The sequence below is a fragment of the Nocardia sp. NPDC041819 genome (genome assembly GCF_055590505.1).
On record NZ_JBVJAP010000001.1, the window covers coordinates 435795 to 449606 of the forward strand.

At 70.7% G+C, this 13812-nt stretch carries 13 protein-coding genes; 8 read left to right on the top strand and 5 right to left on the bottom strand.

Annotated features, from left to right (window positions below; genetic code table 11):
* The first annotated feature begins 10 nt into the window (after positions 1-10).
* Positions 11-1006: an NAD(P)H-dependent glycerol-3-phosphate dehydrogenase gene (locus ACZ6DL_RS02005; protein ID WP_466048439.1), complete on the top strand. Its 996-nt coding sequence runs from the start codon at positions 11-13 to the stop codon at positions 1004-1006.
* An 88-nt stretch (positions 1007-1094) separates the two neighbouring features.
* On the top strand, positions 1095-2198 hold the full coding sequence (locus ACZ6DL_RS02010; protein WP_466048440.1) for a D-alanine--D-alanine ligase family protein: 1104 nt from the start codon (positions 1095-1097) through the stop codon (positions 2196-2198).
* 139 nt (positions 2199-2337) lie between these two features.
* Here the strand turns inward: ACZ6DL_RS02010 and ACZ6DL_RS02015 are convergent, their stop codons facing one another.
* Positions 2338-3021, bottom strand: coding sequence for a DUF3515 domain-containing protein (locus ACZ6DL_RS02015; RefSeq protein ID WP_466048442.1), 684 nt, complete (start codon positions 3019-3021; stop codon positions 2338-2340).
* 164 nt (positions 3022-3185) lie between these two features.
* Between ACZ6DL_RS02015 and thiL the strand changes: the two genes are divergently transcribed.
* The 4 genes from thiL to ACZ6DL_RS02035 are packed head-to-tail and all read left to right on the top strand — an operon-like array spanning position 3186 to position 6261.
* Entirely contained in the window at positions 3186-4352 is a 1167-nt protein-coding gene (gene thiL / locus ACZ6DL_RS02020) for a thiamine-phosphate kinase (protein WP_466048444.1), read from the top strand.
* Positions 4353-4363: 11 nt separating this feature from the next.
* Positions 4364-5047: a uracil-DNA glycosylase gene (locus ACZ6DL_RS02025; RefSeq protein WP_040868400.1), complete on the top strand. Its 684-nt coding sequence runs from the start codon at positions 4364-4366 to the stop codon at positions 5045-5047.
* 52 nt (positions 5048-5099) lie between these two features.
* Entirely contained in the window at positions 5100-5339 is a 240-nt protein-coding gene (locus ACZ6DL_RS02030) for a hypothetical protein (protein WP_062969872.1), read from the top strand.
* Between the two features lie 58 nt (positions 5340-5397).
* On the top strand, positions 5398-6261 hold the full coding sequence (locus ACZ6DL_RS02035) for an alpha/beta fold hydrolase (RefSeq protein WP_466048445.1): 864 nt from the start codon (positions 5398-5400) through the stop codon (positions 6259-6261).
* 7 nt (positions 6262-6268) lie between these two features.
* Here ACZ6DL_RS02035 and ACZ6DL_RS02040 read toward each other — a convergent pair whose 3' ends face one another.
* The 3 genes from ACZ6DL_RS02040 to rpmB form a co-directional block, all read right to left on the bottom strand.
* Positions 6269-7057, bottom strand: coding sequence for an enoyl-CoA hydratase-related protein (locus ACZ6DL_RS02040; RefSeq protein ID WP_466048447.1), 789 nt, complete (start codon positions 7055-7057; stop codon positions 6269-6271).
* A 10-nt stretch (positions 7058-7067) separates the two neighbouring features.
* Positions 7068-7604: a GNAT family N-acetyltransferase gene (locus ACZ6DL_RS02045; protein ID WP_466048448.1), complete on the bottom strand. Its 537-nt coding sequence runs from the start codon at positions 7602-7604 to the stop codon at positions 7068-7070.
* Positions 7605-7707: 103 nt separating this feature from the next.
* Complete coding sequence (gene rpmB, locus ACZ6DL_RS02050) at positions 7708-7899, bottom strand: 50S ribosomal protein L28 (RefSeq protein WP_011210730.1); 192 nt, start codon at positions 7897-7899, stop codon at positions 7708-7710.
* Positions 7900-8186: 287 nt separating this feature from the next.
* On the opposite strand from rpmB, the gene ACZ6DL_RS02055 reads away from it, so the two are divergent.
* Entirely contained in the window at positions 8187-9965 is a 1779-nt protein-coding gene (locus ACZ6DL_RS02055) for a DAK2 domain-containing protein (RefSeq protein WP_466048450.1), read from the top strand.
* Between the two features lie 3 nt (positions 9966-9968).
* Positions 9969-12251 (top strand): ATP-dependent DNA helicase RecG, encoded by a 2283-nt coding sequence (gene recG, locus ACZ6DL_RS02060; protein WP_466048451.1) that lies wholly within the window; start codon positions 9969-9971, stop codon positions 12249-12251.
* A 19-nt stretch (positions 12252-12270) separates the two neighbouring features.
* Here recG and ACZ6DL_RS02065 read toward each other — a convergent pair whose 3' ends face one another.
* Complete coding sequence (locus ACZ6DL_RS02065) at positions 12271-13692, bottom strand: short-chain fatty acyl-CoA regulator family protein (protein ID WP_040868396.1); 1422 nt, start codon at positions 13690-13692, stop codon at positions 12271-12273.
* Positions 13693-13812 lie beyond the last annotated feature (120 nt).

The following is a 13812-nucleotide window of genomic DNA, read 5'->3' on the forward strand; positions in this document are numbered from 1 at the left end:
TATTGGGCTGATGACGAGGGTGGCAGTGCTGGGCGCGGGATCGTGGGGCACCGCGTTCGCGAAGGTGTTGGCGGACGCGGGAACCGAGGTCACGATCTGGGCCAGGCGCCCCGAGGTCGCCGCGGCGCTGGCCTCCGAACATCGCAATCCCGATTACCTGTCGGATATTCCGCTGCCGCCGATCGCGGCGACCCACGACCCGGCGGTGGCGCTGGACGGAGCCGACATCGTCGTGCTGGCGGTGCCGTCGCAGTCGCTGCGCGCGAACCTCGCGGCGTGGAAGGGACTGATCGGGGCCGACGCCACCCTGCTGAGCCTGGCGAAAGGGATCGAGACCGGCACGCTGCTGCGGATGAGTCAGGTGATCGAGGAGGTCACCGAGGCGGATCCGAGCCGGATCGCGGTGCTGTCCGGGCCGAACCTGGCGCGCGAGATCGCGGTGGGCCAGCCCGCCGCGACCGTGATCGCCTGCTCGGACAACGACCGCGCCGTGGCGGTGCAGCACGCCTGCGCGACCGGATACTTCCGGCCCTACACCAACACCGACGTGGTCGGTTGCGAGATCGGCGGCGCCTGCAAGAACGTCATCGCTCTGGCCTGCGGTATCGCGTCCGGAATGGGCCTGGGCGACAACTCGATCGCCAGCCTGATCACCCGTGGTCTTGCCGAGATCATCCGGCTCGGGGTGGCCCTCGGCGCCGAGCCGGTGACGCTGGCGGGCCTGGCCGGAGTCGGTGACCTCGTCGCCACCTGCACCTCCCCGCTGTCGCGCAACCGGTCGTTCGGTCATGTGCTCGGCGCGGGCGGGTCCATGGAGGCCGCGCAGTCGGCGACTCATGGCCAAGTCGCCGAGGGTGTGAAGTCCTGCACATCGGTGCGCGCGCTGGCCGAGCGGCAGGGTGTGGAGATGCCGCTGACCACCGCCGTGCATCAGGTCTGCCATGAAGGACTCTCCGTGCGCGAAGCGGTCGGCAACCTGCTCGGGCGGCGGATGAAGCCGGAGTGATTCCGGCTGCGCCCCGCGTGAACGGAGGCCGGAGTGTCCAGGGCGGTCAGCGGTGGGAGCGCGTACCGAAACGGGTACGGTTCGGAGCATGACGAACCGGATCAGGGTGGCAGTGGTCTTCGGCGGGCGCAGCAACGAGCACGCCGTGTCCTGCGTATCGGCCGGTAGCGTCCTGCGTCATCTGGATCCGGAGAAGTACGAGGCCGTGCCGATCGGCATCACCACCGAGGGCCGCTGGGTGCTCGGCGGTGCGGAGGTGGCCGCGCTCGGCATCCACGATCGCGCCCTGCCCTCGGTGGACGCCGCGGGCACGGCACTCACGCTGGCCGCGGACCCGAGCCGCCCGGGGGCGCTGATCGCGCTCGACGATCCGAGCGCCGCGCTCGGCGCGGTTGACGTGGTCTTCCCGATCCTGCATGGACCGTTCGGCGAGGACGGCACATTGCAAGGAATGCTGGAACTCGCCGGAGTTCCCTATGTCGGCCCCGGTGTGCTGGCCAGCGCGGCGGGTATGGACAAAGAGTTCACCAAGAAACTGCTCGCGGCCGAGGGACTGCCCGTCGGCACCCAGGTGGTGCTGCGGCCCGGCACCGCGACGGTCGCCGAGGAGGACCGGCTGCGCCTCGGCCTGCCGGTGTTCGTCAAGCCCGCCCGCGGCGGTTCGTCGATCGGCATCACCCGGGTCGGCGACTGGAACGACCTCGATGCCGCCATCGCGGCGGCGCGCCGGCACGACCCGAAGGTGATCGTCGAAGCGGGCATCGTCGGGCGCGAAGTGGAGTGCGGGGTCCTGGAATTCCCGGACGGCCGGGTCGCGGCGAGCGTGGTCGCGGAGATCCGGATGCCGGAGACCGGCACCATCACCGACGCGCCCGCCTTCTACGACTTCGACACCAAGTACCTCGACGACGTCTGCGAATTCGACGTCCCCGCCAAGCTGGACGACGAGGTCTCCGACCAGATCCGGGAACTGGCCGTGCGAGCCTTCCGAGCACTCGACTGCCAGGGCCTGGCGCGGGTCGATTTCTTCGTCACCGAGCAGGGACCGGTGATCAACGAGATCAACACGATGCCGGGATTCACCGCCATCTCCATGTACCCGCGCATGTGGGAGGCCACCGGCGTCGACTTCGCCGCACTGATCTCCTCGCTCATCGACACCGCGCTCGTCCGCGGCACCGGCCTGCGTTGAGCCCGCTGCCCTCGCAACTCGGTTCCACTCCGGTTCGCGGTCGGCTCTGATCGCTCGTCGGCTTCGCCTCGATGTGTGCGCCACGGGACGAGTGGCCCGCTCGAGCCTTCGCGGACGGATCGGCGCACCTTCCTCGCCGTCAGTTGGGCAGCGGTCCCGGGTCGATGGGCTGCGCCGGGAGGTGGGCGGCGATGGTATCGGAGACTTCTTGCAGCGGCGTGGGGCCGGATCCGTCGGGGACGGTGAGAGCGACGTAGGTCCCCCGGTCGACGGCGAACCAGGTGCTCGCCGCGGCGGCCTGGTCGCGGACCTCGAACCACTGCACGCCGTCGACGATCTGCAGCGGCGAGGCGCGGTTGAATTCCAGTGGGCGATCCAACCCGCAGCGCAGGACGATGGCGTCGCCGCCTTCGGTGCGCTGCCAGGCGCGGGTGGCGGGCGGGGCGGGCTCCACCAGGGTCGATTTGGTGAACTCGCCCAGGTTCGCGGGCAGGGCGGGCAGCAGCTCGGCGCAGGCCGGACCCTCCGCCGCCGGGGCCGGGACGGGGCCGAGCACCAGCGGTTCCCGCTCGACGGGCGCGCGGCGCGCGAGCACGGCGGCCACGATCACGGCGACGACCAGCACGACCGGAAGCGCCACGGCGGTGGCGATGAGCGCGGGCGAGTACTGGTGCGCGGGGGCCTGCGCGGGAGGGTTGTCCGGTGTCGCGGCGTCGGCGCTACCCACCGCATCGTCCGTATGCCCGGACTCGCGGGATTCGGTAGCGGCTTCCGGGTGTTCGTCCCGCTGCTCGGAATCGCGGTCCGGCGAATCCGCCGCCATGGTCACCGATCCTTTCTGGTGCGCGTCGCCCTGGTCGGCAGCCGCGCAGCGGTGGACCGGGCCGGAAGTACTCGAATGCCTCCGAAAGGGTACCGTCGGGCTCGTTCCAGCAAGCACCGCGCCGGAGAGGATCGGTCATCAGCGCCAGCAAGGCCCCGAGGACAGTGCGTGAACTGGGGGAGTTCGCGCTGATCGACCGCATCAACGCGGGCCGGGTGCAGGCGCCGGGTGTGCTGCTCGGCCCCGGCGACGACGCGGCGCTGATCGCGGCTCCCGACGGCCGGTTCGTGGTGACCACCGACATGCTCGTGCAGGACCGGCATTTCCGGCTGGACTGGTCCAGCCCCGAGGATGTGGGCCGCAAGGCGATCGCGCAGAACGCCGCCGACGTGGTCGCCATGGGCGCCACGCCGACCGCGTTCGTCGTCGCGCTCGGCTGCCCCGCCGATACCCCGCTCGAGGTGGTCGACGGACTCGCCGACGGCATGTGGGCCGAGGCGGCCAGGGCGGGGGCGTCCATCGCGGGCGGCGACCTGGTCCGCAGCCGGGAACTGGTCGTCTCCGTCACCGCCTTCGGCGATCCGGGTGGTGGCGCGCCGATCACCAGAGCGGGTGCGCGCGTGGGGGATGTCGTCGCGGTGGCCGGCCGGCTCGGCTGGTCGGCCGCGGGCCTGGCCGCCTTCACCGCCGGGGTGACCGGCCCCGCGGTCGCCGAAGCGCTTGCCGCGCACCGGGTCCCGCAGCCGCCGTACGCCCTCGTCCTGGACGCACTGCGCGGTGGTTCTCCCGGAGGATCGGAACTCGCTGCGGCTGAGCCGTTTTCGGCTCGCGTCGCATCCGGTGTGGCCGCGCGGGATGCCGCGCCTTTCTCGCTCGAAGCCCGAAACCCGGAATCGTCGTCCCGGCCCGCGCCGTCCGGTGCCGAACCGGAAACGCGCACCGCGTCGGGAGGTCCAGCGCCGGGAGCGCCCGGCCTCGGGCTGCACGCGTTGACCGACGTGTCCGACGGGTTGCTCGCGGATCTGGGGCACATCGCATCTGCCTCTGGCGTGGCCATCGACCTGGATTCGGCCGCCCTGCGCGACCCGGCGCTGGAGCTTGTCGCCGCTCGGCTGGACGCCGATGCGGCGCAATGGATCCTGACCGGTGGCGAGGATCATGCCTTCGCGGGCGCGTGGGCGCCGGGCCGCGCGCTCCCACCCGGATGGGTCGTGATGGGGCGAGTCGTGGCCGGTCGCGGGCTTACCGTCGACGGCGTCGCGCAGACCGGCGGCGGTGGGTGGGAATCGTTCCGTGGGGCGGAATCGCCGTCCGGCGGCGAGCCACGCTAAGTTGTGCGGTCATGGGCGCGAAACCACTGTCGGAAATCATGGATCCGGGCTGGGCGAAGGCACTCGAGCCGGTGGCGGATCGGATTTCCGCCATGGGCGAATTCCTTCGTGCCGAGAACGCCGCGGGCCGTGGCTACCTACCGTCCGGTGAGAACGTCCTGCGCGCCTTCCAGCGTCCGTTCGACGCGGTGCGCGTGCTCGTGGTCGGCCAGGATCCCTACCCGACGCCCGGCCACCCGATGGGGCTGAGTTTCTCCGTGGCGCCGGATGTTTCGCCGATCCCGCGCAGCCTGGCCAATATCTTCGCCGAATACAGCAAGGATCTCGGCCACCCCACGCCCTCCTGCGGCGATCTGAGCCCATGGTCGGACCAGGGTGTGCTGATGCTGAACCGCGTGCTCACCGTATCGCCGGGTAAGCCCGCTTCGCACCGGGGCAAGGGCTGGGAGGAGGTCACCGATCAGGCGATCCGCTCCCTGGTCGCCAGGGACGAGCCGTTGGTGGCGATCCTGTGGGGCCGCGACGCGGCGACGCTGAAGCCGCTGCTGGCCGAAGCAGAGGTCCCGTACATCGAGTCCGCGCATCCGTCGCCACTGTCGGCGTCGCGTGGGTTCTTCGGTTCCCGCCCCTTCTCGCGAGTGAACGAACTACTCGACGAACTGGGCGCCGAACCGGTTGACTGGCGCCTGCCCTGAATCGGGCGTCTGTGTGTGATCGACCGAGAGTTAACGAGTGAGGAGCTGTTCCATGCACAACACCACCGTTCGCGGCGCGCTGCGCGGCACCACCGCGACCTTGGCCTTCTGTGCCGCTTTGACCAGCGGCGCGGCCGTCGCGGGAGCGGCCCCCCTGCGGCTCGAACCCGCCACGGAGACCACGACGGCTCCGGTCGCCGAGGAATACACCTCCAGCGGCTCCTCCACCCTGTCCGCGTCGGTGAACGCCAAGATCGCGTGCCTGTTCTTCGTGGGCAATCTCGGCTGCTGAACCCTCGATTCGCCGGGTTCGCGCCGGCGCGGAACAGCGTTGTGCGATCCTACAGATCGTGAGTAATGCGAACAATCTTCTCGAACCGCTCCGGCTCCGGCTGCGCGGTTCGGGCGGAATCGAGCTGGCCGCCGATCAGTTCGGCCCGGTCGACGGCCCGCTCGTCGTCTTCTTGCACGGTGGCGGGCAAACCCGGCATTCGTGGAAGAAGACCGGCGCCCGGCTGGGCGCGTCGGGGATGCGGGTCGTCACGCTCGACGCCCGCGGCCACGGCGACAGCCAATGGGCGCCGGATCGCGACTACCGGCGCCAGACCATGGTCGACGACCTGTTGCTGGTGCTGGAACAGCTGGGCGCCCCCGCGGTGGTCGTCGGGGCCAGCATGGGCGGAATCACCGGGCTGCTCACCACCGCGCGGCCCGGCGGAGCGGCGATCAGCGCCCTGGTGCTCGTCGACATCGTGACCAGGCCCGAGCCGGAAGGGGTCGCCCGGGTGATCGACTTCCTCGGCAAGCATCGCGATGGCTTCGACAGCATCGAACAGGCGGCCGACGCGGTCGCCGAGTACCTGCCGCACCGCCCGCGGCCGAAGAGCACCGAAGGCCTGCTGCGCAACCTGCGCGAGCGCGACGGTCGCTGGTACTGGCATTGGGATCCCGAGATGCTCGGCGACCGGCCGGAGGACCCGTCCGCGATGATCGAGCCGATGGAGGACGCGGCGCGGGCGCTGCGCATCCCGGTGCTGCTGGTCCGCGGCATGCGCTCGGACGTGGTGAGCGCCGAAGGAGCCGAGGCGTTCCAGCGGCTGGTGCCGCACGCCCAGCTCGTGGAGATCGGCGGCGCCGCGCACACCGCGGCCGGTGACGACAACGACTCGTTCACCGACGCGGTGGCGAAATTCGTCCTCTCGACCCTCGAGTGACGACCGATCAGGCCCTTCCGGCGTAGTCGGGCTTGCGCTTGGCGACGAAGGCGTCGACGCCCTCCCGTCCGGCGGGGGAACTCGCGGCCGCGGCGATTCCGTCGCGCTCGCTGTCGAGCTGATCGCTCAGCGTCGCGGTATCCGACTGCCGCAGCAGCGTTTTGATGCTCGCGTGGGTGGAACGCGGTCCGGCGGCGATGGTGCGCGCGAGGCGCTGCGCCTCCTCGGCGATCTCGCCGTCGGGGACCAGCCTGCTCAGTACGCCGATGCGCACCGCCTCGTCGGCGTCCAAGACGGCGTCGGTGAGCAGGATCTCCCGGGCGCGCGCTCGCCCGACGACGCGCGGCAGCGTCCAGGACATGCCGCCATCGGGGCTCAGGCCGATGCCCGGATACGCCGGGCGCAGCTTGGTGCCGGGTCCGCCGAGGGCTATGTCGGCCACGCAGACCAGGCTCATGCCCGCCCCGGCCGCCCAACCCTGGACCGCGGCCACCACCGGGACCGTGACCGCGTCCAGCGCGCGGACGAATTCGTGCAGGTCGGTGGCCAGACCGTGGATGTGCGCGGAGCGATCCCGCGCGGCGGCGAAGCCGCGCACGTCGCCGCCCGCGCAGAAGTTGGCGCCGGAGCCCCGCAGCAGCACCGCGCCCACCTCGGAACCGAGCGAGTGCAGGGCGGCGGTACCCGCGTTGATGCCCGCGAAGTCCATGGACGTGCCGTTGGCGGAGGTGGCGATGGTGATCTGGAGGACGCCGTCGACGGTCGTCACGTACCCTGCTTGCTCGCTGGAGGTCATGATCTGCACCCTAACGGGCACGGTAGGACACGACCGTGGGTGGCCGACGCCGAGATGGGGTGCGCACCATGCGCACCTCCATCGCGGCGGTGAACGGCTCGACCTTGCGCGTGCCGTCGAGCACGAAACCGTGCTTGCGGTAGAACGCCTGGGCCCGCGCATTCCGCTCGAACACCCACAGCGAGCACGGCGCGGCCGGATCGAGGGCGGCGCGGATCAGGTCGTCGGCGACTCCGCTGCCGTGCAGGCGGGACCGCACGTAGAGGGCGTGCAGCTCGAGCGGCGTCACCGCGTCCGCGTCGCCGGGCGGGCCCGCGCTGGAGAATCCGATGACCAGGTCCTCGACGACCGCGACGTGGGTGCGGCCCGGATACCGCACCCGGTCGCGCTCCCACAGCTCGGCCCGGCGCTCGATGTCGAACGCGTCGAGCACGTGCGCGGGCACCAGCCCCTGATACGCCTCGCGCCAACAGGCGATGTGGCATTCGGCCAGGCTGTAGACGTATTCGGCGGCCAGCGGCTGGACCCGCCACGGATGCTCGGTCACCGCTGCCACGCTCGTCGGCACACCGCAGTCACGACAACGCCCCGGACCACCCGATACGGGTGCCGGGGCGTGTGCCGACGGTATTGGTCAGCCGGGAAGCGGATCAGCCGCGGACGACCTTGCCCGCCTTCAGGCAGGAGGTGCACACGTTCATGCGGCGGGTGTTGCCCGGAGCGACCTGTGCGCGCACGGTCTGGATGTTCGGGTTCCAACGACGGTTGGTGCGCCGGTGCGAGTGCGAGACCGACTTCCCGAAGCCGGGGCCCTTGGCGCAGACGTCGCAGACGGCAGCCATAGTCGCGAACTCCTTCATGTCAATGGTGGGGACCGCCGCCTTCGCGGTGCGACGCGTCCTCGTTGCAATGTCGAGTGTGCCCTGCCGACGGAGAGCCGACCAGCGCAGACCGGCGACGGCCACGCGAGGCAACCCTGCAAGGGTAGCTGTGCAGGCGCCGATCCACCAAACCGGTCCTCACGGACGAGTGCCGGATCCGTTGCCGGGCATCCCCAGTGTAGGAGCGCGGTCTTGCCGGTCGCCTGTCGGGACCGCCCGCTAACCTGGCGGGCGGCGAGGGTGGGCAGGTGGCGGAAGGGAGTGAGGTGACGGTGTCCGGAGTGCGGGATGTAGTGGACGGCACGGCATTGCTGCGCTGGGGCCGTACCTGTCTCGCCGGCCTGGAACACCGGCGCGAGGAGATCAACGCACTCAATGTCTTTCCGGTCCCGGACGCGGATACCGGTACGAATCTGCTGGCCACCATGCGCGCCGCGGTGGAGGCGGGGGAGGCGGCGGCGAACGCGGACGGGAGCGCGGCCCGCGCCGTCGCCGTCGCGATGGCGCACGGCGCGACGGTCGGCGCCAGGGGCAACTCCGGGATCATCTTGTCCCAGGTGCTGCGCGGCGTCGCGGACGCGGTGGACGGTGGCCCGTTCACGGCCGACAGCCTGCGCGCCGCGCTGGCGAGGGCCTCCGAACTGGTCCGCGAAGCGCTGAGCGTGCCGATCGAAGGGACCATTCTCACCGTGCTGGACCGCGCGGCCGCGGCGGCCGCGCAGTGCCCGGACCGGGAGCTGGCCAACGTGGCGCTGGCGGCGGCCGACGGCGCGGCCAAGGCGCTCGGCGACACGCCGTTCCAATTGGGTGTGCTGCGGCGGGCCGGTGTCGTCGACGCGGGAGCCCGCGGATTGGTGGTGCTGCTGGACAGCTTGGTCACCGTGACCCGGGGTGAGGCGCCCGCGCGACCGGAGTACCCACGGCCCGCGGCGGTGCGATCGGCGCCCGCGGACGACGCCGAGCCGCAGTACGAGGTGATGTACCTGCTGGCAGGCTCCGACGAGCGGAAGGTGGCCGCGCTGCGCGCCCGGCTCGGCGAACTCGGCGACTCGGTCGTGGTGGTCGGTGACGGCGGCGGGTCCTGGTCGGCGCATGTGCACTGCGCCGACGCCGGAGCGGCGGTGGAGGCGGGCATCGCGGCGGGCGAACTCAGCCGGATCCGTATCGAGAATGTCGTTCGCACGCCGCACCGAGACGCCCCGGCCGGGTCCGGCGAACGCGTGGAAGCGGCGAATCCCCTCGCCGGTGACGGTATCTCGGACTCGCGGCCCCGGCCCGTCCGAACCGGGGGTATCGCGCCGGCTGCCGATTCGACTCAGGTGGTGGCCGGTGGGCTCGGCTCGAGCGCGGGGGCGACGCCCGAACTTCCGGCCGATCGGGGGATTCTGGCGGTGGTCGCTGGTGCAGGCGCCGCGACGCTGTTCGAGGATGCGGGCGCCGTGGTGCTGGCGAGCGACGAGCCGGTCACGGCGACGACGCTGCTGACCGCGATCCGGCGGATGCCGAACCGTGAGGTACTGGTGCTGCCCAACGGCGCCCTGCCCGCGCACGAACTGGTCGCGGTCGGTGTCGCCGCGCGTGACGCCCATCGGGACGTGCTGCTGCTGCCGAGTGCGTCGATGGTGCAGGGTCTGGCCGCCCTGGCCGTGCACGACCGAGGACGATTCGCGGTGGACGACGCCTTCGCCATGTCGGAAGCGGCCGCCACGACGCGGTGGGGCTCGCTGCGCCCGGCGACCGAGCGCGCGCTCACCATGGTCGGCACCTGCGAGCCGGGCGACGGTCTCGGACTGGCCGGGCACGATGTCGTCGTGATCGAGCCCGACGTACGCGCGGCGGGGCGGACGCTGCTGGACCGGCTGCTCGCCTTCGGCGGCGAGTTGGTCACCCTGCTGATGGGAGCGGCGGCGCCGGACGGTCTCGGCGCCGAACTCGCCGCTCATATCGCACAGAACTTTCCCGGGGTCGAGGTGATCGTGTATTCCGGTGGGCAGCAAGGTGATTCGGTGCAGATCGGAGTGGAGTAGCGCATGGCGGCACTGAGCGATCGGCTCGACCACATTCTCGGCGCGAAGGCCGCGGACTCGCTGGCGGACGCGTTCGACATGCGGACCGTCGAGGATCTGCTGCGGCACTACCCCCTGCGGTACGCGACGCAGGGTCAGCCGCTCACCGAGGAGGCGCCCGAGGACGGTTCGCACATCACCGTCATCGGGCGGATCACCAAGGCCGAACTGCGGCCGATGCGCAACCGCCGCGGATCGCTGCTGAAGGTGGTTCTCGACACCGGTTCCGGGCGCGGCGTCGACGTCACCTTCTTCAATGGCGACAAGGTGAAATACGTGGTCCGCGAAGGTCTGCGCGCGATGATGTCGGGCACGGTGAACTACTGGCGCCCCGGCCAGTGGAACCTCAGTCATCCCGGCTACCTGATCCTGCCGGAGGCCGAGGGCGACGACGATTCGGTCGGCGCGCTGACGAAGGTGCGCGGCGGCGGAGACCTGCGGGGTCTGGCGCAGAGCGCCGCGGGCGCGGGGGGAGTGGACACGTCGTTCATGGAGCGCGAGTTCATCCCGGTCTACCCGGCGACCGCCAAGGTGCAGAGCTGGGATGTGCTCGCCTGCGTGCGGCAGGTGCTCGACCAGCTCGATCCGCTCGATGATCCGCTGCCGGAGGACTTGCGCGCCGAACGGGCGCTGCCGAACCTGTCGGACGCGCTGCGCCTGATCCACCTGCCCGAACACAAGTCCGATATCGATCAGGCCAAGGATCGGCTGCGCTTCGACGAGGCGCTGGCCCTGCAATTGGTGCTGGCCGAGCGCAGGCACGAGGTGTCCGGCCGCCGGGCGCGCGCCTGCGCGTCGCGCGCCGACGGCATCGCCGCCGCGTTCGACCAGCGGCTGCCCTTCGAACTCACGGCGGGGCAGAAGCAGGTCGTGGCGGAGATCTCCGCCGATCTGGGCCGCGAGCAACCGATGCACCGGTTGCTGCAAGGCGAGGTGGGCTCCGGCAAGACGATCGTCGCCCTGCACGCCATGTTGCAGGTGGTGGACGCGGGTCTGCAGTGCGCGCTGCTCGCCCCGACGGAGGTGCTGGCCGCGCAGCACTATCGGTCGCTGCGCGGCATGCTCGGTGAGCTGGGGGCCGCGGGCGAACTGGGCGCGTCCGACCACGCCACCCGCGTGGTGCTGGTAACCGGGTCGATGTCGGCCGCGGCCAAGAAGGCCGCGCTGCTGGAAGCGGTGACCGGCGAGGCGGGCATCGTGATCGGCACGCATGCGCTGATCCAGGACAACGTCGAGTTCTTCGATCTCGGCATGGTGGTGGTCGACGAGCAGCATCGTTTCGGCGTGGAGCAGCGAGACGCCCTGCGTGCCAAGGCCAAAACCGGTGTCAGCCCGCATCTGCTGGTGATGACCGCGACGCCGATCCCGCGCACCATCGCCATGACCACGCTAGGCGATCTGGAGACCTCCACGCTGACCGAACTGCCGAAAGGGCGCTCGCCGATCGTCTCCAAGGTGGTGCCGCGCAGGCAGCATCCGAACTGGGTGGATCGCGCGTGGGAGCGGATCGTGGAGGAGGTCGCCGCCGGGCGTCAGGCGTACGTGGTGTGTTCGCGCATCGGCGACGACGAGGAGACGGCGGGCAAGTCCCGCAACGGGCGTTCGAAGTCCGGCGACGGCGAGAAGGAGGGCCCGACCACCCAGGCCGCGCTCGACGTCTACGAGATGCTGCGCGTCGGCCCGCTGGCCGGCGTACGGGTCGGCCTGTTGCACGGCAGGCTGCCCGCTGACGAAAAAGACCAGGTGATGCGCGCGTTCAATGACGGATCGGTGGACGTACTGGTGTGCACCACCGTGGTCGAGGTCGGCGTGGACGTGCCCAACGCGACGGTGATGGTCATCGTCGACGCCGACCGGTTCGGCGTCAGTCAGTTGCATCAGCTGCGCGGCCGGATCGGCCGGGGACGGCACCCCGGGTTGTGCCTGCTGGTCACCGATGCCGCGCCGGGCGGGTCGGCGATGGCGCGGCTGGACGCCGTCGCCGCCACCACCGACGGTTTCGAACTCGCGGTGCTCGACCTGCGTACCCGCCGCGAGGGCGACGTGCTCGGCGCAGCCCAGTCCGGCACGGCCCGCTCGTTGCGTCTGCTGTCCCTGCTGGACGACCTCGAGGTCATCACCGCCGCCCAGGAATTCGCCCGCGCCGTGGTGGCGTCCGACCCTGGCTTGCGCAAACATCCCGGTCTTGCGGGAATGATGGACGCGGCCGTCGATTCCGAGCGGCTGGAGTACCTGGCCAAGTCCTGATGTCCCGGGCCCGGCGAGGTCAGCGCCCCAGCCGCGGGTAGGGCAGGTCGGTGCTGGTGTGCTCGGCGACCGCCAATGGACTGCCGATGTGCGGGAAGGCGCGCTGCGGGCACGCGGGGCGCTCGCACACTTTGCAGCCCGCACCGATCGGCACCGAGGCCGCCGGGTCGTCCAGTTGCAACCCGGCCGAATACACCAGACGGTCGGCGTATTCCACATCGCAGCCGAGGCCGATCGCGAAATTCTTCGCCGCGGTACCGAACCCGTGCGGGGCGATCGCGGCGGTGCGCGCGACCCACAGATAGCGGCGGCCGTCGGGCATCTCGGCCACCTGGGTCAGGATGCGGCCGGGGTTGGAGAAGGCCTCGTGCACCACCCACAGCGGGCAACTGCCGCCCACCCGGGAGAAATGGAAGGCGGTGGCGGACTGCCGTTTGGAGATGTTGCCCGCTCGGTCGGTGCGCACGAAGAAGAACGGAACGCCACGCTGGCCCTGACGTTGCAGGGTGCTGAGCCGATGGCAGATGGTCTCGAAGCCGACCTCGAACCGCAGACCGAGCAGATCGATGTCGTAGTGCAGTTCCTCGGCCGACCGCAGGAATCGGCCGTACGGCAGCACCAGCGCGCCGGCGAAGTAATTGGCCAGCCCGATCCGCGCCAGTGTGCGGGATTCGCCGTTGAGTGCCGGGCTCTCGGCCAAGACGGCGTCCAGCTCGGCTCCGTAGAGCAGAAGGCCGAGCGTGGTGGCGATCTGGAAGGCGCGCTGGCCGGGCCGCAACCGGCGAGCCAGCGTGAGCGTCCGGGTCTCCGGGTCGTAGTGGCGCTTGGGGACGGTGGGGTCGGCGCCGTCGCCACGCACCAGAACGGTGACTCCGGCGCGTTCCTCGGCGATGCGGGCGAGCTGACGATCGAGCGAGCCGATGGTGAGCCCGGAGTTCTCGAACAGCTGCTCGGCGGCGATGTCGAGCTGTGCGATGTGGTTGTGATGGTCGTAGAAGAAGTCGCGCACGTCCTCGTAGGGCATGGGCACGCCCGGCGCGCCCGCGGGCGCGGACACCCGCGCGGAGAGCAGGTCCAGCTGATCGGTGGCGGCGCGTAGTCGGCGATGCATCGCGACGACGATCCTGGCGACCTCCGGCTGGCGGGTTGCCAGTTCCTCCACCTCGGTCAGCGGCGCGGTGTGCCCGCCCGCGGCGTCGATGAGCACCTCGTGCAGGTCCGACACGAGCCGCGCGTCGGAATCGGCGGCGAAGAACTGGACGTCGAGATCGAAGGTGGAATTGAGTTTCAGCAGTACGGGAATGGTGAGTGGGCGCTGGTCGCGCTCGAGCTGATTGAGATAACTCGGCGACAGATCCAGCGATTTCGCCAGAGCCGCCTGAGTCATCCTCCGTTCTTCACGCAATCGCCGAAGCCGGGCGCCCGCATACATCTTGCGCACGTGCACGATGGTAGCTGCGATGATTCGCAATCATCGCAAAAACACGCGTTCTTACCCGCAGGAATATGCTTTTGCGAGGTATCCGGCGATGCCTTCGATCTGCGTAGCGTGCGAAGGGAG

What these genes read in the sequence shown, in the direction of transcription:
- rpmB (WP_011210730.1), bottom strand. Translation starts at nt 7,899, where the DNA reads ATGGCTGCCGTCTGCGACGTCTGCGCCAAGGGCCCCGGCTTCGGGAAG.
- ACZ6DL_RS02005 (WP_466048439.1), top strand. Translation starts at nt 11, where the DNA reads ATGACGAGGGTGGCAGTGCTGGGCGCGGGATCGTGGGGCACCGCGTTC.
- ACZ6DL_RS02040 (WP_466048447.1), bottom strand. Translation starts at nt 7,057, where the DNA reads ATGACCTCCAGCGAGCAAGCAGGGTACGTGACGACCGTCGACGGCGTC.
- recG (WP_466048451.1), top strand. Translation starts at nt 9,969, where the DNA reads ATGGCGGCACTGAGCGATCGGCTCGACCACATTCTCGGCGCGAAGGCC.
- ACZ6DL_RS02030 (WP_062969872.1), top strand. Translation starts at nt 5,100, where the DNA reads ATGCACAACACCACCGTTCGCGGCGCGCTGCGCGGCACCACCGCGACC.
- ACZ6DL_RS02010 (WP_466048440.1), top strand. Translation starts at nt 1,095, where the DNA reads ATGACGAACCGGATCAGGGTGGCAGTGGTCTTCGGCGGGCGCAGCAAC.
- ACZ6DL_RS02025 (WP_040868400.1), top strand. Translation starts at nt 4,364, where the DNA reads ATGGGCGCGAAACCACTGTCGGAAATCATGGATCCGGGCTGGGCGAAG.
- ACZ6DL_RS02015 (WP_466048442.1), bottom strand. Translation starts at nt 3,021, where the DNA reads ATGGCGGCGGATTCGCCGGACCGCGATTCCGAGCAGCGGGACGAACAC.